Genomic DNA, 18,052 nt, shown 5'->3' on the forward strand with positions numbered 1-18,052 from the left:
CATGGCTGAGCAGGAGGCAGAGGAGCAGCCGCCGCCGCTGGTGGTGCTGCTGGTCGACCCGCTGGCCGGGCCGCGCTCGGTCACCCAGCGCATGCTGGAGGCCGATGGCCACAAGGTGCATGTGGGCGGCGATTGGGCCGCGGCCGAGCGCCACCTGCTGCACCAGCAGATCGAGGCGGTGCTCATCGGCCTCACCGGCTTCGGCTTCGACGGGCTCAAGGCGGTGAAGGAGTTCCGCAAGCGCCTGCCGCCGCAATGCGACCTGCCGGTGGTCGGCATCGGCACGGGGCAGCAGCGGTCGGAAGACAGGCACGCCTTCGACGCCGGCTGCGACCAGCTCCTCGTCCGGCCCTTCGAGCCGGAGATGCTGCGGGAGGCGCTCGCCCGCGCCTGGCGCCTCCGCCGTCCGCCGCAGCAGCTGGACGACGAGAAGCGCGCCGCCCTGCGCACGGTGCACGGCCCCGCCGCGCTCGCCGCGCTGGACGATGCCGTGATCGCCGAGCAGGCCGCGATCGTCGCGCGCTTCTACGAGCATGGCGCGACCACCGAGGAGTATGTGGCGGCCGGCACCGCGATGGCGGCCGCGCTGGACGGGATCGGCCTCGTCGCGGCGCGGGACACCGCGGAGCGCCTCGTGACCCATTCCGCGGAGGGGCGGCGGCGCGTCTATCCGCTCATGTCCGCCCTGATCAAGGCGCGGGTCGCGCTGCGCGGCGACAGGATGATTGCGGCCCGCCAGGACCCCATATGGGCGGCGAGCGACACCACCCCCGGAGAGACCCAGTGAGCGAAACGAATGCGCGCGAGCCGGTGCCCGTCACCGTGCTGACCGGCTACCTCGGCGCCGGCAAGACCACGCTGCTCAACCGCATCCTGAGCGAGAACCACGGCCGGAAATTCGCCGTGGTGATCAACGAGTTCGGCGAACTCGGCGTGGACAACGACCTCGTCGTCGATGCGGACGAGGAAGTGTTCGAGATGAACAACGGCTGCATCTGCTGCACCGTGCGCGGCGACCTGATCCGCATCCTGGGCGGGCTGATGAAGCGGCGCGAACGGTTCGACGGCATCATCGTCGAGACGACGGGCCTCGCCGACCCCGCGCCCGTCGCGCAGACCTTCTTCGTGGACGAGGACGTCAAGCGCGCGACGAAGCTCGACGCCATCGTCACCGTGGTGGACGCGAAGCACCTGCCCGCGCGGCTCGCCGACAGCAGCGAGGCGCAGGAGCAGATCGCCTTCGCCGACATCATCGTCCTGAACAAGATGGACCTGGTCAGCGCCGAGGAGGCGGCCGAGGTCGAGCGACGCATCCGCGCCATCAACCCCTATGCCGAGATCCGCCGCGCGACCAAGTCCGACGTGCCGATCGACGCCGTGGTTGGGCGCGACGCCTTCAACCTCGCCCGCATCCTGGAGCGCGAGCCCGAATTCCTGTCGGGCGAGGATGAGCACGAGCACGATTCGGCGGTGAACAGCGTGTCCTTCGAGGTGGATCGCCCGATCGACCCGGAACGCTTCAACGCCTGGATCACCCAGGTGCTGGCGGCGAAGGGGCAGGACCTTCTGCGCACCAAGGGCGTGCTGCACTACGAGGGCGACAGCCGCCGCTTCGCCTTCCAGGCCGTGCACATGATCGCCGACGGCGACTTCATCGGCGAGGCGAAGGACAGCGACGCCCGCCGGTCCAAGATCGTCTTCATCGGGCGCGACCTGAACCGCCCCTGGCTGCGCCGCGGCTTCGAGGCCTGCCAGGCCGGCGAGGACGAGGCGAAGATCCAGGCGGAGATCGCGCGCTGGAGCCCGCCGCCGGCATGAGGCGCGCGACATCGTCGCCCTGGCTCCCGCCCTCGCCGTCAGTTCCCAACAGACAGAAGAAGGAGGGGGTCCGGGGGAGTTCCCTCCCCCGGCCTTTCCACCCATGAGCGCCACCGAAGCCGACTTCCTCCTCGAATCCCGTGGCAGCGCGAGCGAACTCGGCGCCTGGGTCATCGGCCTCGCCTTCTCGCGCGACAGCGCGCTGGCAGCCTTCGCGCTCGGCGACGGGACGGTGCGGCTCTCCGCAGCCTGGGCCAGCGTCGCGGCGCATGACGGCGCCTGCCTCGCCATCGCGCCCGACGCGAAGGACGGCTTCGTGACGGGCGGCGACGATGGCCGGATGGTGCGCGTCGCACCCGACGGCACGGCGACGGAACTCGCCAGGTACGGCTCCCGCTGGGTCGAGCAGGTGGCGACGCACGACTCCGGCCTGCGCGCCGCAGCGGTCGGCAAGGCGGTGCATCTTCTGGACGGGAAGGGCGCGGCGCTGAAGTCGCTCGCCCATCCGTCCTCCGTCACCGGCATCGCCTTCGACGCGAAGGGCAAGCGCATCGCGGCGTCGCACTACAACGGCGCCTCGCTCTGGTTCGTCGCGGCGAAGGAGGACAAGCCGCGGCTGCTCGAATGGAAGGGCAGCCACACCGGCGTCGTCATCAGCCCGGACGGGACGCATGTCGTGACCTCCATGCAGGAGAACACGCTGCATGGCTGGCGGCTGGCCGATGGGCAGCACATGCGCATGGCGGGGTATCCGTCCAAGACCAAGTCGCTCGGCTTCACCGCGAAGGGGCGCTGGCTCGCGACGGCGGGGGCGGATTGCATCGTGCTCTGGCCCTTCTTCGGCGGCGGGCCGATGGGCAAGGCGCCGACCGAACTCGCCGGCGGCGACGGCGTGCTCTGCACCATGGTCGCCTGCCACCCGACGCAGGAAGTGGTGGCCGCCGGCTTCGGGGACGGGCTGGTGCTGATCGCGGATATCGGCTCGGGGCGCGTCGTGCCGGTGGCCGCGCCGCGCGGTTCGGCGGTCTCGGCGCTCGGCTGGAACGATGTGGGCTCGCACTTGGCCTTCGGGACGGAGGCGGGCTTCGCCGGCATCGTGGACCTGACGCGGCGATGAAGGCCCCGATCCTCGAGACGCCGCGCCTGCGGATCCCGCGCCTCGGACTCGGCACCTGGGCGCTGCGCGGGGCGGAGGCGCAGCGCGCGGTCGAAGGCGCGCTCGGCCTCGGTTATCGCCACATCGACACGGCGGCGATGTACGGCAACGAGGAAGCGGTCGGCGCCGGCCTCGCCGCCTCGGGCCTGAAGCGCGAGGACATCTTCCTCACCACCAAGGTCTGGTGGACGGACCTCGCGCCCGACGCGCTGCGCGCTTCGGCGGAGGCGTCGCTGAAGCGGCTCGCCACGCCCTATGCCGACCTGGTGCTGATCCACTGGCCGGCGAAGGGGATGGACCTCGCCGCCTCGCTCGGCGCCTTGCAGCGGCTGAAGGCGGATGGGCTGGCGCGCGCCGTCGGCGTCTCGAACTTCCCGCCCGGGCTGCTGCGCCGCGCGCTCGGCCTCGGCATCGCGGAGATCGCGGCGCTGCAGGTCGAATGCCATGTCTATCTCTGGCAGGAACCGCTCGCCGCGCTGTGCCGGGAGCATGGTCTCGCACTGACCGCCTATTCGCCCGTGGCGAAGGCGAGCGTGAACGACGACCCGGTGATGCGGGCGATCGCCGCCAAGCACGGCGGGAGCCCGGTGCAGGTGGCGCTCGCCTGGCTGCTGGCGCAGGAGAACCTGGTCGCCATCCCGAAATCCGGCCGGATGGAGGGGCAGCGCGACAACCTCGCCGCCTGCAGCCTCACGCTCGACGCGGCGGACATGGCGGCGATCGCGGCGCTGCCGAAGGATCGGCGCCTCGTGAACCCCGAATTCGCGCCGGACTGGGCAGCCTAGCCTGCGGCCCGGGGGTGGCACGCCGCCCCCGGCCCATGCTTGATTGCCGCGCAAATCGACCGGAGCACCGATCATGCCCCCACGCAGCGACGACGAGGAATTCGACCTCGGCATCAGCCTCGAATCCATCGCCGCGATCGTCGACGCGGCCCGCGCCGTGCAGGAAGGCGAGGAAAGCGGCGCCGTGGCGCGGGAGGAGGACGAGGAGGAAGGCCTCGACGCCGAGGACGAGGAGAACATGGATGAGGACGCGCTGCGCGCCTTCATCGCCGACCTGAACGAGGACGAGCAGGCCTCCCTCATCGCGCTCGCCTGGATCGGCCGCGGCGACTATTCCGGGGAGGAGTGGGAGGAAGCGCGGACGCTCGCCAAGGAGCGCAACATCCGCGACCCCTCCGAATACCTGCTCGGCATCGAGATGCTGGGCGACATGCTGGAGGAAGGGCTCGCGGAACTCGGCCTGTCGCTCGAGGATGCGGACGGCTCGTGAGGATCCTGCTGGTCCTGCCGCTCGCGCTCGCGGTCGCATCCTGTTCCGCCCGCGATTCCGCGGTGGCGGAGGACGGGCGCGAGAGGCTCGTCGGCCTGCGCGCGGACGATCTGCGGCTGTGCGCCGGCGTGCCGAACCTGACCGCGTCGTCCGCCGGCGGGGAGTTCTGGACCTATGACCGCACGCCGCCGGCCTCGGGCGTCTCGGCGCCGGTGCCTGTGATCGGCGGCTCGCTCAGCGTGGCCGCGGGCTCGACCTGCCGCGTGACGTTCCAACTGGTGGACGGGCGCGTCACGCGCATCGGCTATTCGGCCGAATCGGCGCTGCCGCTGTCGCAGAACGCGGCCTGCGCGCCGGTCGTGCAGGGCTGCCTGGGCATGGTCGACCGGGGCACGGTCAGGCGGGAATAGGCCCGTCCCACGGCCGGCCGGCGATCTCCCGGATCAGCTTGCGCTTCACCGCGACGCCGAAGCTCTCGAAATCCTCGGCGACGATCATGAAGGCGCCGTCACCGCCGATCACGTTCTCCCGGTAGTAGTCGTCGAGCGGCACCGGCGGCAGCCGCCCGAAGGTCGGCCGGTCGTTGACGATGGGCAGGCCGTTGATGGTCATGCCCTCGGCGACCGCGGCGTCGCGTTCGCGGTCCGCCGGCGGGCCGGAATTGTTCACCCCGTCGCCGGAGACGTCGATCACGCGCCGCGTCGCCTCCCACGGGCATTCCGCCATCGTCGCGCGCGAATGGCGGATGGCGCCGGAGATCGAGGTCCAGGACAGCGAGGCGCGCGGCGCTTCCGCGAGTTCCGCGGCCCAGGCATCGGCATGCGCCTGCGTCGCGATCCGCCGCCAGGGGATGACCGTGCGCTGGTACTCGATGCCGGCCCATTCGACATAGGCGATGCCGACCGCGCCGATCATGCCGCCACGGATGGCCGCGACCACCACGGGGTCGGACACGGCCGTGCGGTAGCCTTCCCGCTGCAGCCGCGCCTCGTCCTCGTCGATCGAGCGCGAGACGTCGACGGCCAGGACGAGGGCGACATCGACCGCCTCCTCCGCCCTCGGGCCGCGGAGCGGAACGGCCGCGGCGCCTGCCGCGGCGAGAAGGGTTCTCCGGCGCATCGTCGCCTCCTCGGCTCGATGCGCCATGGTGCGCCGCGGCGCAGCCCGAATTCAACCGTTACGTGTGGCCGTTACAGGGCGGCCAGCACGGCTGCGGCGGCGCGCGCCGCATCCGCCTCGCTCATGTAGGGGTGCATCGGCAGCGACAGGACTTGGTGGCAGAGCGCCTCGCTCACCGGCAGGGCCGGCGGGCCGCCGGCGACCGATGCCGCGTGATGCGCCGCATAGGCCGGTTGGTGGTGCAGCGCCTTCGGGTAATAGATGCCGCAGCCGATCTTCGCCTCGCCCAGCGCCGCCTGCACCCGTGCCCGCGTCGCCGCCTCGGGCAGGCGGATGGTGTAGAGGCCATAGGCGTTCTCGGCGCCCGTCGGGTTGCGCTGGACGCCCACGCGCCCCGACAGCGCCGCGTCATAGGCGGCGCCGACCCGCCGCCGCTGCGCGAGTTCCCCTTCCAGCAGCCCCATCTTGGCCAGGAGGATCGTCGCCTGGATGGTATCGAGCCGGCCGTTCATGCCGGTGCGCTCCACCTCGTAGCGCGTCTTGCCTTCGCCATGGGTGCGGAGCGAGCGATACAGGTCGGCCCGCGCCGCGTCGTCGGTCAGCAGCGCGCCGCCGTCGCCATAGGCGCCGAGCGTCTTGGTCGGATAGAAGGACAGCGCCGCGGCATGGCCCCAGCGGCCGAGCCGCTTGCCGTGCAGCGCCGCGCCGAAGGCCTGCGCCGCGTCGTCCAGGGCGAACATCCCCTCCCGCGCGCAGATCGCCTCGATCGCCTGCCAGTCCGCCGGCAGGCCGAACAGGTCCACGCCCACCACCGCCCGCGGCCGCAGCCTGCCGTCCTTCTTCACCAGCGCGATGCGGCGCTCGAGGTCGGCGATGTCGATGTTGAAGGTCTCGGCCTCCACATCGACGAAGACGGGCGTCGCGCCGAGCACGAGCGGCACCTCCGCCGTCGCGGTGTAGGTGAAGGCGGGCAGGAAGACCGCGTCGCCGCGGCCCACGCCCTCGGCCATCATCGCGATCTGCAGCGCATCGGTGCCGGAGGAGACGCCGACGGCATGCGCGCAGCCGGCGAAGGCGGCGAGCCGTTCCTCGAATTCGCCCACTTCCGGCCCGTTGATGAAGCGCCCGCTGTCGAGCACCGCCGCGATGCGGCGGTCCAGCTCGGGCCTGATCAGGGCCTGCTGGGCCTTCACGTCGAACAGCGCGATGGGGGCGGTCATGTCTGGTCCTCGGGCTCCCGCAGGGTAGGGGCCCTCATAGACCCTGCCGCCGCGTCGCGCGAAATCACCCTTGGTGACCTTGTGCAACGCAACGCGCCGCTACCGTGTCGCGACCGTTCCTTCCGGCGCGTGCTCGAATTCCGGCACGAGCCGGCCGAGCTGCGCGAGCGCCGTGCGCGGGCTGCCGCCGCGCGACGCCGCCGCGATCTCGTCGATGGCGCGCCCGACCAGCGCCGTGTCGGCCGTGCGCGGCGTCGCCACCAGCAGGCCGGGATATTCGGTCGGCCGCGGCGCCTCCTTGCCGTGGAACAGCTCCTCGAACAGCTTTTCCCCGGGGCGCAGGCCGGTGAAGCGGATCTCGACATCCTCGTCCGGGCGCAGCCCGGCGAGGCGGATCATCCGCCGCGCGAGGTCGACGATCTTCACCGGCTCCCCCATGTCGAGGACGAAGATGCCGCCCTCGGCCAGTTCGGGGGGCATGTTCTCGGGATCGGTGGTGCCGACGACGCTCGCCTGCAGCACGAGGCCCACGGCTTCGCGCACCGTCATGAAGTAGCGGCGCATGTCGGGATGCGTGACGGTCAGCGGCCCGCCGCGTTCCAATTGCCGGCGGAACAGCGGCACGACGGACCCGGTCGAGCCCAGCACATTGCCGAACCGAACCGTGATGCAGCGCATCCCGGCCGTGGCGGGCCGCGCTTCCTCGCCGCGGGTGGCGCGGGCGTCCATGTCCAGCGCCTGGCAGTACATCTCGGCGAGCCGCTTCGACGCGCCCATGACCGAGGTCGGGTTCACCGCCTTGTCGGTCGAGATGAAGACCATCGCCAGCGTGCCGACCGCGCGCGCCGCATCGGCCACGATGCGCGTGCCCAGCGCGTTGGTCAGCAGCCCTTCCAGCGGGTCGTTCTCGACCATCGGCACGTGCTTCAGCGCGGCGGCGTGGAACACCAGTTCCGGGCGGATCTCCTCGAACAGGCGGCGGATGCGGGCTTCGTCGCGCACATCGGCGAGCACGGCGCGGCGCGCGACCTCCGGGTGCTTTTCCCGCAATTCGAGGTCGATCTCGTAGAGAACGTATTCGCCGTGGTCGAGCAGCGTGAGCGTGGCCGGCCCAAGCGCGGCGACCTGGCGCGCAAGCTCTCCGCCGATCGTCCCGCCCGCGCCGGTGACCAGCACGCGCCGCCCCTGCACCAGCCGCGCCATGCCTTCGCGGTCGAGCGGCACCTGCGGCCGGTCGAGCAGGTCCTCGATCGAGACCGGGCGGAGCTCGACGCGCCGTTCCCCATCCCCGCCCGCCGGATCGAGCCGCGTCGGCGCCGGCGCGCGCCGCACCGGCACGCCATGCCGGTCGGCGGCGTCGAGCAGCGCTTCCAGCGCCGGCGGTTCGAGCCCGGAGGCGAGCACGATGACCGAGGGCAGCCGCCCTTCCGCGCGCAGGGCGTCCAGCACCTGCTCGGTATCCTCGACCGTGCCGAGGATGGCGTGGCCCTGCATCCGCCGCCCCGCCTGCCGCGCGCGCAGCGACAGGATGCCCAGCACGCGATAGGGCGCCAGCCGGTCGCGCGACAAGGCGCGCAGGAACAGGTCCGTCCCTTCCGCCGCGCCGACCAGCAGCACGTTCTGGGCATCGGGCGCGGCTGCGCTGGCGTGGCGTTCGGCCTGCAGCAGGCTGGCCACCCGCGCGGCCAGCAGCAGCGCGGCGAGCGTCGCGCCGTGGATCACCGGGAAGGCGCCATTGGGTGGGCGCCACCCATCCGCGACCTGCAGGCCGGCGATGAACAGCATGGCTGCGCCGGCGGCCGCGCCGACCACGGCCAGCAGGTCCTTGAGCCCGGCGAATCGCCAGTACTGCACCGGCAGGCGCAGCGGCGCGCCGGCGGCGAGCAGCGCACCCACTGCGCCCGCGATCGCCGGCGCCCACCAGCCCGCCGGCGGCCAGGCGCCGGGGGCGGCGAGCCACAGCGCGACCGGCAGCGCGGCCGCGGCGAGCAGGCTGTCCAGCGCCAGGTTCAGCAGGATTCGATGCGACGGGCCGCGGGCCATGCGCCGGCTATAGGCCGCGCCCGCGCCGTCGGCCAGTGCCGCGTGGCGCCGCCGGTGGCCGGGCCCCTGCCTGCCGGCGCCCTTCCGGGGCCAATCCCGGCGGATCGCCGCGCGCGCCGCCCATCACGCGGTGGCGGGCGGCAGCGGCGCGAGGTCGCGGTACAGCGCCACCAGCCGCGCCGCCTCCCCCGCCCAGCCGAAGCGCCCCAGTGCCGCTTCGCGCCCGGCGGCGCCCATGGCCGCGCGCCGCCCGGGGTCCGCCAGCGCCGCCACGGCCGCCGCGATCGCCGCCGGGTCGGCGGTGTCCACCAGCAGGCCGCAGCCGGCCTCCCGCACCACCGCCGCCGTTTCTGGCGCGAAATCCGGCGCGATCACGGGCAGGCCCGCCAGCATGTAGTCGAACAGCTTGTGCGGCAGGGCGAGACGGTGGTTGCGATCCACCGGCTGGAACAGCACCAGGCCGATGTCGCAGCCGGCCAGGGCCTCGGGCAGCGCGTCCTGCGGCTGCCAGCCGCGATCCTCGATCCGGTCCGCGACGCCGAGGCCCGCGGCGCGGGCGCGGAAGGCGGGCTCTGTCTCGTCCGTGAAGCGGCCCAGCAGCCGCAGCCGCGTGCCCGCCGGCGCCGCCGCCAGCACATCCGGCAGCAGCATCGACCCGCGCGTGCGCCCCAGCACGCCCAGATGGACAAGGGTAAGCGGTCCGTCCGCCATGCGCGGCGGCGGCGCCGGCACGGGCAGGGCATGGTTGCGCACGGGAACGAGGCGCGCGGGGGGCGGAAAATCCTCCGCCAGCCCATCCCGCGCCAGCACCACCGCATCGGCCAGCCGCCCGGCGATCCGGCAGGCCGCGCGGAGCGCCGCCCGCGCCAGCGGCCGCAGCGCCGGCGGCAGCCGCGTGTCGAGGCGCGAGGGATAATGCTCATGCACGTCGATCACGACGCGCGCGCCGGACCGGCGCGCGGCGAGCAGCGCGGCGAACCAGGCGTCGGGCTCATGCGCATGCAGCACCGCCGCGCCCGATCGCGCCGCGCGGCGCACCAGTGCGGGAAAGCCGAGCAACCGCCCCAGCCAGCCGCCGCCGCGCCGGTAGGGCGCGAGCGCCACGCCATCGAGCTGCTCGCGCCCGCTGCGCGCGCCGCGCGTCGCGACATCCGGGCAGAGATGCCGCACGCGCCACCCGGCCGCGGCCAGCGAAGCGCCCTGCTTGCGCACGATGCGCACATCCTCGGGCGGATGCGCGGCGGACAGCATGACGATGAGCGGCGCGGCGCCCTGGCCGCCCTGCCGCCATGCCTGTCCCCGCCCGGTCATGGGCGGAGAATCTCCGCGAGATGCGCGCGCATCCGGTGTCCCGCCCTGCCATCCCAGAGCGGAATCGGCGCCGCGCGGCCCGGCGGGGCCATGACCGCATCGGGCAGCTCCTCCGGCGCCACCAGCCGGTTGCCGCCGGCGGCGAGCGTGACCGGCCGTTCGGTGGACGGGCGCAGCGTCAGGCACGGCAGGCCGAGCAGCGCGGCTTCCTCCTGCACCCCGCCGCTGTCCGTCACCGCGACCCGCGCGCCATCCATCAGCGCCAGGAAGTCGAGGTAGCGCAGCGGCGGCAGCCGCAGCACGCCCTCAGGCAGGTCGAAGCCGAAGGCGGCGAGCCGCGCCGCCGTGCGCGGATGCATCGGCCAGGCGAGCGGCAGGCGCCGCGCCGCCGCCGCGAGGCCGCCGAGCACGCGCCCGAGCATCCCCGGGTCGTCCACATTGGCGGGCCGATGCAGCGTGACGATGCCATAGCCGCCGCGCGCGTGCCCCCCCGGCAGCGGTCGCGTCCGCGCCGCCGGGCGATGGCGCAGCAGGCTGTCGGCCATGGCGTTGCCCACGGCGCGCACGCGCGCGGGCGGATGGCCCTCGGCCAGCAGCCGCGCCGCCGTCGCCTCGTCCGGCGCCCAGAGCGGGTCGCAGATCGCATCCAGCGCGCGGCGGTTCACCTCCTCCGGCATGTCGGCGTCGTCGCAGCGCAGCCCGGCTTCCAGATGCGCGGCGCGGATGCCGCGTTTGCGCGCGGCCAACCCGGCCCCGAGCGCCCCGTCCACATCGCCCGCCACGACAATTAGCGCGGGGCGTTCCGCCGCCCAGGCGGCCTCGCAGGCGATCATGGTGCGCGCCACGCGTTCCGCCGGCGCGCCGCCCGCGATGCCGAGCGCGATGGCCGGCGGCGGCAGCCCGAGATCCTCGACCAGGTCGCCGAACATCGTCGCGTCGTGGTGCTGGCCGGTGTGCAGCAGGCGCGGCGTGCAGATCGGCGGCGCCTCGGCCAAGGCGTGCCAGAGTGCCGCGATCTTCGGCAGGTTGGGCCGCGCCGCCACCACCAGGTGGAGGATTGGCGCCATCAGCGCGCGCGCGCGCCTTGCCCGCCGGATGGTACGGCGCTGCGGCGGGGCGCGGCGTCGGCGGCGGCGCGTTCCGCGACATCGCAGAAGCGCTCGGCCAGCAGGCGCTGGTCCCACAGGGCGACGGCCTGGCGGCGCGCGGCTTCCCCCATGCGGACGCGCAGCGCGGGGTCGGCGGCGAGGCGTTGCAGCGCATCGGCCAGCGCCGCCGCGTCGCCCGGCGGCACGGCGATGCCCGAGGGCCCGTCCTGCACGATCCGCGCGGCGCGCCCGGGCTGGTTCGTCACCACGGGCCGCCCGGCCGCGAGCCCGTCCATCAGCTTGTTCGGGCTGATCCATTCGGCGAAGGCAGGCTGGTCGGCCAGCAGGTGCAGCGCGACCTGGCCGCCGGAAAGCAGCGCGCCGAGCATCGGCCGCGGCAGCGGGTCGAGGAAGGTGACGTTGCCGAGCCCCTCGGCCGCCGCGCGCGCAAGCAGCGCCGGCTTTTGCGCCCCGTCGCCGACCAGCAGGATGCGCAGCCGCCGCTCGCCGCGCGCGCGGAGCAGCGCGGCGGCGTCGAGCAGCGTGTGCAGTCCGTTCGCCCGCCCATGCGTGCCCGCATAGATCGCTAGGCATTCCCAGGGCATCGCCGGCGGCGGCCGCCAGGGCCCGACATGCGGCCCGAAGGTGCCGAGGTCGCAGCCATTCGGCACGACATGCACCCGCGCCGGGTCGGCGCCGCGCTCGAGCGCGGTTTCCGCCATGCCGTCCGACAGCGCGACGATGCGCGCCGCGCGCCGGCACGCCGCATCTGCAAGCCGGTTCATCGCCGCGAGCACCGGCCGCGGCACGCCGCCCAGCGCGCGCGGCAGTTCGGGCCAGGGGTCCCGAATCTCGAACAGGAAGGGCGTGCCGCGCCGCATCCGCGCCGCCAGCGCCGGCAGCGCCACCGTCAGCGGCGTGGAGGAAGCGACGACAAGGTCGAACCTGCCGGACGCGGCGAGCCCCGCCGCGCGCCGCGCGAAGCGCAGGAAGGCGACGGTGCGCCGCGCCAGCGGCATGGCGTTGCCATAGGGGATGTCGAACTCCACCACCCGGTGCCGCCCGACGCGGCCTTCCCGCGCCCCGTCGCGGTAGGCCCCGCCAAGGCCGGTCGCGGCGCCCTCGTACCGGCCGCAGGCGACCGTCACGGCATGGCCGCGCGCGGCCAGCGCCTGGGCCATCGCATGGCTGCGCTGCGGCACCGCGCCGGCGGGCGCCGAGTAGTGCTGGTGCAGGTAGAGGATGGACAGGCTCATGCGCGATGGCAGCCGCGGATGGCCGCGACGATGCGCGCTTCCTCCGTCGCCGTCATGGCGGTGCCGGAGGGCAGGCAGAGCCCTCGCGCGAAGAGTCCCCGCGCCACCGCCCCGCCGGCCGACGGCGCGCCGGCGAAGACAGGCTGGTCGGGCAGCGGCTTCCACACCGGCCGCGATTCCGCGCCGGCGGCGGCGAGCGCGCGGCGCACATCCTCCCTGTCCGCGCCGAAGCGGGCCGGGTCGACCAGGATGGCGCTGAGCCAGCGCGTCGCCTGGCCCCAGGCCGGTTCGGGCATGAAGGCGAGGCCCGGCAGGTCGCCGAGCGCCGCCCGGTAGCGCGCGAACAGCGCCCGCCGCGCCGCGATGCGCGCCGCCAGCGCCGTCAGCTGCGCGATGCCCACGGCGGCGAGCAGGCTCGGCATCGCATAGGCATGGCCGGTCAGGGCGTGCTGGTAGTGCGGCGCGGGGTCCTTCGCCTGCGTCGCCAGGTGCCGCGCACGGCCGAGCAGGATCGGGTCGTCCCCCGCCAGCGCGCCGCCGCCGCCCGCGGTGACGATCTTGTTGCCGTTGAAGGAGAAGGCGGCGAGCCGCGCGCCCTGCCCCGCCCGCCGCCCGCGGATCGTCGCGCCGAGGCCTTCCGCGCTGTCGCTCAGCACCGGCACGCCATGCCGGTCGCAGGCGGCGAGGATCGCGTCGAGCTCGCTCGCCTGGCCGTAGATGTCGACCGCCACCACCACCTTCGGCAGGCGCCCGCGTCGCGCCGCGGCGGCCAGTTCCCGCCGCAGCAGGTCCGGGTCGAGGGTCCAGGAGTCCGGGGCGACGTCGAGGAAGCGCGGCACCGCGCCCATCTGCACCGCGGGCGCCACCGTCGCGATGAAGGTGAAGCCCGGCGCCCAGACCTCATCCCCCGGTTCCACGCCGAGCACCCGGTAGGCGAGGTGCAGCGCCGCCGTGCCGGAACTGGTCGCGAGCACGTGGCGGAAGCCGGTCGCGGCGCAGACCGCATCCTCGAAGGCCGCGAGCGCCGGGCCGGCCGGCGCGACCCAGCCGCTGTCCAGCACGCCGCGCAGCGCCGTTTCCTCGAGCCCCGTCAGATGCGGCGGCGAGAGCGGGATGCGGCGCGGCAGGCCCGTGACCGCATCTGGCGCGATGGCTGGCTGGGCACGGCGCGGCATCGCGATGAACGTCACGGAGGCAGAATAATCGATTTCCTCGCTATCAACCAGGGGTTATATCGGAGTCGTTGCGAAAGGCCGGCATGGTCGCGTGGCCGGGCGCCGTCGCGCCGCGCCCGCTGACCGCCAGCGCCGCGCAGCGCGCCAGCAAGGCGAGATCCCGCGTCAGGCGCGGCGGCGCGTCCGCATAGGCGGCATCCAGCGCGAGACGCGCCGGCCAGGGCACCGCGTTGCGCCCCGCGGCCTGCGCTGCCCCGGCAAGCCCCGGGCGCACCAGCAGCCGCCGTGCCTCGCGCGGCGTGTAGCGCGCGACGTAGGCCACCGGCAGCGGGCGCGGGCCGACCAGGCTCATCTCCCCGCGCAGCACATGGACCAGCTGCGGCAGCTCATCGAGCGCGCAGCGCCGCAGCAGGCGCCCCAGCCGCGTCAGCCGCGCCGCGTCCTCCCCCGGCCCCTCGCGCATCGTCCGGAACTTCACCAGCACGAAGTGCAGCCCGCCACGCCCGGCGCGCAGCTGCCGGAACAGCACCGGCCGGCCGAGCGCGAACCGCACCAGAAGCGCGATCGCCGCCATGAGCGGCGCGAGCGCGACGAGCAGCGCCGCCGCGCCGACGACATCAAGCGCGCGCTTGCCGAAGCCTGCGTACATGGCGCGGTGCTGCCTCCACTCCCAGGCCGAGCGCGAGGCCCAGCGCGAACCAGCCCATCCGGTTGCCGAGGTCGGTCGAGACCATGGTCGTGAGCGCCACCGGCAACACCAGCGCCGCGACGCGCGCCGCCCGCCCGGCCTCGGCCCGCGCGGCGAGGCGCAGCGCGACGAGCGCGCCGCCGCCGAACGCGGCCAGCCACAGCACGAAGCCCGGCAGCCCCGCTTCCACCAGCGCTTCCAGCGCGTGGTTGTGCGGATGCAGCCCGCGCCGTTCGCCATGCCCCGCGGCAATGGCGAAGCCGCCCGGCCCGAGGCCCCAGGGCAGCGCGCGGCCGGCGAGATCGAGCGCCCCGCCCCAGAGCCCCGCGCGGCCCGAGGCGGCGAGATCACCCTCAGCGATGCGCTCGACCGTGCGGAGTCCGGCGGCCAGCGTCGGGTCCGCGAGCAGCACCGCGAGCCCCGCCAGCCCCCCGCCGGCCACGAGCGCGGGCCAGGCCAGCGCCGCCCCGGGCCGCCCGCGCCGCCACAGCAGGATGGGCGGCACGGCGGCGACGGCGAGGGCGAGCGCCGCGAGCGCCGCCCGCCCGCCCGGCAACAGCGCGGCGGCGGCCAGGGCGAGGTTCAGCGCGACCCAGGGCAGGCGTCGCGCGCCGCGCGCCTCGGTCGCGCGCAGCGCGGCGAGCCCCGCGGCCGAGGCGATGGCGAGCCCCGCCACCTGGTACTGCACGCGCACCAGGTCGGGATTGGCGCCGGGCAGGCCGCCCAGCACGACGCGGTCGGTCGCGATGCCCCAGGCGATGGCACCCGCGACGAAGGCGCCGATGGCAAGCGCCGCGTCGGCACAGCGCCGCAGCAGCGCCGCATCGCCCGCGACCATCATGCCGGCGGCAAGCATGGCGGGGGCGAGCAGCACCGCCTCGGGCAGTTTCGCGGCGAGCACGGTCGAGGACGGGCTCCAGGCACCGGCCAGCGCGAGCCAAAGCCATAAGGCACCGCAGGATGCGAGCGGCAGCGCGAGCGACGGCGCGACGCGCCAGTCCCGCGCGAGCGCGTGGAGCGGCAGCAGCATCGCCAGCAGCATCGCCGCGGCGAGGGTGACGTCGAAGGGCAGGGCGGCGAGCGGCGGGGCCGATTTCAGCGCGCCGCCGAACTGCATCGCCGCGGCGGCGGCGCCGATGCTGGCGGCGGCCGCGCCCTTCATTCGGCGGGCGCCGTCTCGGCCTGCGCGCCGCGCAGCAGCAGCAGCGCGAGGGCTGCGAGCACCGCCGCGAGCGGGGCGGCGAGCGCCAGCAGCGCGACCAGCAACGGGCGGTTCGGCAGCGAGGGCCGTAGCTCGACCGAGGGGGCGGAGACGAGCCGTGCCGCCACCACCTCATCCGCCGAGACGACGAGGCCGGCGCGCTGCTGCTGGGCGAGCAGCTCGTACAGGCTCGCGCGCAGGAAGACGTCGCTCTCCTGCGCGATGCGCCGTTCCAGCACGGCGATGCGGCGTGCCGCCTGCTCGGCGAGGTCGGCGCGCACCTTGGCCTCCGCGAAGCCGTGCAGCCGCGCGAGCAGGGCGAGGGCCAGGGCGGGGTCGGCATGCGCGACCTCGATCGTCCAGGTGACGGAGGCGAGGCTCTGCGTGACGGAAAGATTCCGCTGCAGCCAGTCCAGCACGTCGTCGGCGTCCGCCGGACGGTCCAGGCCCATGGCGCGGCGCAGCATCCCGCCAGGGCCCTCCGCGCGGGCGTCGGTCAGCGCCTCGGCGATGGTGGTGCCGGCCATGGCGTGGCGGGCGGCTTCCGGCGTGCGCAGCGCGCCGAGATAGACCGCGAAATTGCCGGCCGGGCGCGTGTCGAGCAGCCCGCCCGGCGCGAAGGGCGTGGGCGCGAGCAGGGAGGAGACGGCGAAGGCCGTCGTCTCGGCGGGCGCGACGATGGCCTGTGCGACATGCGCGCGCGGCGCGGCGAGCACGAGCGCCGCGCCGGTGGCCCAGATCGCGAGCGCGGCGCCGAGGATCCTGCCGCGCCAGCGCCACAGCCCGGCGATCAGCAGCGCGGCGGGCATCAGGCCACCTCCACGCGCGTCGTCAGGCACCCGACCGGCGCCGCGGCGACGAGCTCCAGCACGGGCGCGGGCCGCACGACGCCATAGGCGGGGCTTTCCCAGCCCTCGGCGAGGCGGATGGCGCAGGGCGCGTCGGCGGAAAGACGAATGCGCGCGCGCGGTCCTTCCGCGCCGTCCGCCGTCGCCCGCCATGGGCCAGGGCCGAGGCGCCAGCGCAGCACCGCGCGCGCGAAGGGGCCGGAGATCCGGTCCCGGACGGCCAGGCGCCGCGCGCCGAGGTCGAAGCGGCGTTCGTGCCGGCAGCCGCGATGGTCGGTCATGGCCGCGCCGTCCGGCAGCGCGGTGCAGCGCGGCCAGCGTGCGAACAGGAACCGCCCGGCCCGCGGCATCTGCGGATGGTCGTCGAACTGGATGGTGTTGTGGCCGGCGACGCCAACGAGCGCATCCGTCCAACTGCCCCGCCCGGGCGGCGGCGTGTAGGCGCCGGTTCCGCCATCTGCCAGCAGCGGCACGCCATCCGCCGTCAGGTCGAGATGGAGGATGTCCTCCTGCCCCGGGCGGAAGCGCAGCGGCGCGCCGGTGCGCAGCAGCAGGCGCAGCCCGTCGCGCGCAGCGCCCATCCAGCCCTCGCTGCGCCACGCCGCATCGCCCGTGAGCACGGCGCCGGCGGGCGCGAGGCCGAGCCAGGCGCAGCCCGGATCCGCCGCGCCGCCCACATCGGCGTCGCAGAACATCCGCGCGGCGCGCGCCAGGCTGCCGCGCGCGTCGAAGGGTCCGCGCAGCGAGAGGTCGGCGAGCGCGGAATCGTCGCAGGGCCCGCAGCGCGGCAGCGCGCCCGTCGCCGGGTCCGCAGCGCGGTGGAGCCAGCGCGTGGCGGCCGCGGCGCGCGCGGCGAAGGGCGCGGCGAAGGGTGGCGCGCCATGGCGGCGGCGGAACCATTCGGCGAGCGCGAGCGTGTCGAGCAGCAGCCGGTGATAGGCGGGCGAGGCTTGCGCGAAGGCGCCGTCCGGCGCGACCAGCCGCGTGACGGCACGCGCGAGGTCGCGCGCGCCGCGGGTCGACATCATCGCATCCCGCAGCAGCAGGCCCAGGACGAACAGGCCGGCGGGCTCGCTGACCGCATGGTTGTTGTCCTGGGCCATGGCATAGGCGCGCGTCGCGGCGATGCGGCGCGCATGCAGCGCGAGCAGCGCGCGCATGGCCGGTGGCGGGTCGCGGTCGGCGTCCAGCAGCGCGAGCGCGAGCGCCAGATGCAGCGCGCGCAGCGCCGCTTCCTGGCCGCAGGCCCAGGCCGGCCCGCGGAAGGCGGGGTTGGCGGCGGCCCAGCGGGCGAGCAGCGCCTCGGACGCGGCCAGATGCCCGTCTGTCGGCGCGAGGCGTGCCGCCATGGCGAGCCAGGGCAGCGCGGCGAGCCGATGGCGTTCCCAGACGGGGCGGATGTCGCCGGCCCCATGCAGGTCGAGCGCGACGGCCTGCGCCATGGCGTCGAACGGCCCATGCCAGCCGCCGGCGGTCGCGGCGTCCGCCGCCGCGGCGAGCGCGGCCGCATCACCGGGTGCGCGCGCCGGCTGGGCCGCCCGAGGCAGGAACGGCCCCGAAAGCGGATCATCGCCGGCGCCGAGCGCCCTGGCGGCAATCCCTGTCGCGACCCGCATCCGATGCCACAGCAGCAGCCCGACGGGACGCGGTCCCAGCCGCCACGCGGCATCGGCGAGCAACAGGGCGCGCGGCCAGCCGGGTGCCACGCGGCCTGTCTCGGCCGGGGTGGCAGGCGCGGCCGAGGCCAGGTGTCTGGACATGGTCACGATATCGGAACAGTTGTATATCAGGAATGAATCCTGCCGCCAGACGATAGAAGCCCCGTGTCGCATCGCCCGAGGAGAGGACCACCGC

At 74.9% G+C, this 18,052-nt stretch carries 17 protein-coding genes; 6 read left to right on the forward strand and 11 right to left on the reverse strand.

All coding sequences use genetic code 11. The features are described 5' to 3' along the window. The first annotated feature begins 1 nt into the window (after position 1). From J5Y09_RS00115 to J5Y09_RS00140, 6 genes are all read left to right on the forward strand, one after another. Complete coding sequence (locus J5Y09_RS00115) at positions 2–787, forward strand: DNA-binding transcriptional response regulator (RefSeq protein WP_209349687.1); 786 nt, start codon at positions 2–4, stop codon at positions 785–787. Beyond that, positions 784–1,818, forward strand: coding sequence for a CobW family GTP-binding protein (locus J5Y09_RS00120; RefSeq protein ID WP_342451365.1), 1,035 nt, complete (start codon positions 784–786; stop codon positions 1,816–1,818). The genes J5Y09_RS00115 and J5Y09_RS00120 overlap by 4 nt, the downstream gene beginning before the upstream one ends. A 103-nt stretch (positions 1,819–1,921) precedes the next feature. Then, a complete protein-coding gene (locus J5Y09_RS00125; protein WP_209349689.1) occupies positions 1,922–2,935 on the forward strand; it encodes a WD40 repeat domain-containing protein in 1,014 nt (337 codons plus the stop codon). After that, positions 2,932–3,759, forward strand: coding sequence for an aldo/keto reductase (locus tag J5Y09_RS00130; protein WP_209349690.1), 828 nt, complete (start codon positions 2,932–2,934; stop codon positions 3,757–3,759). The genes J5Y09_RS00125 and J5Y09_RS00130 overlap by 4 nt, the downstream gene beginning before the upstream one ends. 73 nt (positions 3,760–3,832) lie before the next feature. Then, positions 3,833–4,249: a DUF3775 domain-containing protein gene (locus J5Y09_RS00135; protein WP_209349691.1), complete on the forward strand. Its 417-nt coding sequence runs from the start codon at positions 3,833–3,835 to the stop codon at positions 4,247–4,249. Further along, on the forward strand, positions 4,246–4,659 hold the full coding sequence (locus J5Y09_RS00140) for a hypothetical protein (RefSeq protein ID WP_209349692.1): 414 nt from the start codon (positions 4,246–4,248) through the stop codon (positions 4,657–4,659). The genes J5Y09_RS00135 and J5Y09_RS00140 overlap by 4 nt, the downstream gene beginning before the upstream one ends. Here J5Y09_RS00140 and J5Y09_RS00145 read toward each other — a convergent pair. The 11 genes from J5Y09_RS00145 to J5Y09_RS00195 form a co-directional block, all read right to left on the reverse strand. Then, entirely contained in the window at positions 4,646–5,368 is a 723-nt protein-coding gene (locus J5Y09_RS00145; RefSeq protein ID WP_209349693.1) for a DUF1194 domain-containing protein, read from the reverse strand. The genes J5Y09_RS00140 and J5Y09_RS00145 overlap by 14 nt on opposite strands. Before the next feature lie 71 nt (positions 5,369–5,439). After that, positions 5,440–6,588, reverse strand: a complete 1,149-nt coding sequence (locus J5Y09_RS00150; RefSeq protein WP_209349694.1) for a DegT/DnrJ/EryC1/StrS family aminotransferase — start codon at positions 6,586–6,588, stop codon at positions 5,440–5,442. Between the two features lie 99 nt (positions 6,589–6,687). Next, positions 6,688–8,631, reverse strand: a complete 1,944-nt coding sequence (locus J5Y09_RS00155; protein ID WP_209349695.1) for a polysaccharide biosynthesis protein — start codon at positions 8,629–8,631, stop codon at positions 6,688–6,690. A gap of 123 nt (positions 8,632–8,754) precedes the next feature. After that, on the reverse strand, positions 8,755–9,942 hold the full coding sequence (locus J5Y09_RS00160) for a glycosyltransferase (RefSeq protein ID WP_209349696.1): 1,188 nt from the start codon (positions 9,940–9,942) through the stop codon (positions 8,755–8,757). Further along, positions 9,939–11,009 (reverse strand): UDP-N-acetyl glucosamine 2-epimerase, encoded by a 1,071-nt coding sequence (locus J5Y09_RS00165; protein ID WP_209349697.1) that lies wholly within the window; start codon positions 11,007–11,009, stop codon positions 9,939–9,941. The genes J5Y09_RS00160 and J5Y09_RS00165 overlap by 4 nt, the downstream gene beginning before the upstream one ends. Then, positions 11,009–12,286: a glycosyltransferase family 4 protein gene (locus tag J5Y09_RS00170; RefSeq protein WP_209349698.1), complete on the reverse strand. Its 1,278-nt coding sequence runs from the start codon at positions 12,284–12,286 to the stop codon at positions 11,009–11,011. Before J5Y09_RS00170 ends, J5Y09_RS00165 begins: the two co-directional genes overlap by 1 nt. Further along, positions 12,283–13,461: a DegT/DnrJ/EryC1/StrS family aminotransferase gene (locus tag J5Y09_RS00175; RefSeq protein ID WP_209349699.1), complete on the reverse strand. Its 1,179-nt coding sequence runs from the start codon at positions 13,459–13,461 to the stop codon at positions 12,283–12,285. The genes J5Y09_RS00170 and J5Y09_RS00175 overlap by 4 nt, the downstream gene beginning before the upstream one ends. 43 nt (positions 13,462–13,504) lie before the next feature. Further along, positions 13,505–14,110, reverse strand: a complete 606-nt coding sequence (locus J5Y09_RS00180) for a sugar transferase (RefSeq protein ID WP_209349700.1) — start codon at positions 14,108–14,110, stop codon at positions 13,505–13,507. Further along, the gene (locus J5Y09_RS00185) at positions 14,079–15,311 is read right to left on the reverse strand and encodes an O-antigen ligase family protein (RefSeq protein ID WP_209349701.1); all 1,233 of its coding nucleotides are present in this window, start codon (positions 15,309–15,311) and stop codon (positions 14,079–14,081) included. The genes J5Y09_RS00180 and J5Y09_RS00185 overlap by 32 nt, the downstream gene beginning before the upstream one ends. Continuing rightward, positions 15,308–16,159: a hypothetical protein gene (locus tag J5Y09_RS00190; RefSeq protein WP_209349702.1), complete on the reverse strand. Its 852-nt coding sequence runs from the start codon at positions 16,157–16,159 to the stop codon at positions 15,308–15,310. The genes J5Y09_RS00185 and J5Y09_RS00190 overlap by 4 nt, the downstream gene beginning before the upstream one ends. Continuing rightward, a complete protein-coding gene (locus J5Y09_RS00195) occupies positions 16,159–17,958 on the reverse strand; it encodes a heparinase II/III family protein (protein WP_209349703.1) in 1,800 nt (599 codons plus the stop codon). The genes J5Y09_RS00190 and J5Y09_RS00195 overlap by 1 nt, the downstream gene beginning before the upstream one ends. Positions 17,959–18,052 lie beyond the last annotated feature (94 nt).

Origin of the sequence: Roseomonas nitratireducens (assembly GCF_017813355.1) — a bacterium.
GTDB classification, from domain to species: domain Bacteria; phylum Pseudomonadota; class Alphaproteobacteria; order Acetobacterales; family Acetobacteraceae; genus Neoroseomonas; species Neoroseomonas nitratireducens.

Coding starts and splice junctions, on each gene's coding strand:
- J5Y09_RS00115 (WP_209349687.1), top strand. CDS start 2: ATGGCTGAGCAGGAGGCAGAGGAGCAGCCGCCGCCGCTGGTGGTGCTG.
- J5Y09_RS00125 (WP_209349689.1), top strand. CDS start 1,922: ATGAGCGCCACCGAAGCCGACTTCCTCCTCGAATCCCGTGGCAGCGCG.
- J5Y09_RS00130 (WP_209349690.1), top strand. CDS start 2,932: ATGAAGGCCCCGATCCTCGAGACGCCGCGCCTGCGGATCCCGCGCCTC.
- J5Y09_RS00135 (WP_209349691.1), top strand. CDS start 3,833: ATGCCCCCACGCAGCGACGACGAGGAATTCGACCTCGGCATCAGCCTC.
- J5Y09_RS00145 (WP_209349693.1), bottom strand. CDS start 5,368: ATGCGCCGGAGAACCCTTCTCGCCGCGGCAGGCGCCGCGGCCGTTCCG.
- J5Y09_RS00150 (WP_209349694.1), bottom strand. CDS start 6,588: ATGACCGCCCCCATCGCGCTGTTCGACGTGAAGGCCCAGCAGGCCCTG.
- J5Y09_RS00155 (WP_209349695.1), bottom strand. CDS start 8,631: ATGGCCCGCGGCCCGTCGCATCGAATCCTGCTGAACCTGGCGCTGGAC.
- J5Y09_RS00160 (WP_209349696.1), bottom strand. CDS start 9,942: ATGACCGGGCGGGGACAGGCATGGCGGCAGGGCGGCCAGGGCGCCGCG.
- J5Y09_RS00165 (WP_209349697.1), bottom strand. CDS start 11,009: ATGGCGCCAATCCTCCACCTGGTGGTGGCGGCGCGGCCCAACCTGCCG.
- J5Y09_RS00170 (WP_209349698.1), bottom strand. CDS start 12,286: ATGAGCCTGTCCATCCTCTACCTGCACCAGCACTACTCGGCGCCCGCC.
- J5Y09_RS00175 (WP_209349699.1), bottom strand. CDS start 13,461: ATGCCGCGCCGTGCCCAGCCAGCCATCGCGCCAGATGCGGTCACGGGC.
- J5Y09_RS00180 (WP_209349700.1), bottom strand. CDS start 14,110: ATGTACGCAGGCTTCGGCAAGCGCGCGCTTGATGTCGTCGGCGCGGCG.
- J5Y09_RS00185 (WP_209349701.1), bottom strand. CDS start 15,311: ATGAAGGGCGCGGCCGCCGCCAGCATCGGCGCCGCCGCCGCGGCGATG.
- J5Y09_RS00190 (WP_209349702.1), bottom strand. CDS start 16,159: ATGCCCGCCGCGCTGCTGATCGCCGGGCTGTGGCGCTGGCGCGGCAGG.
- J5Y09_RS00195 (WP_209349703.1), bottom strand. CDS start 17,958: ATGTCCAGACACCTGGCCTCGGCCGCGCCTGCCACCCCGGCCGAGACA.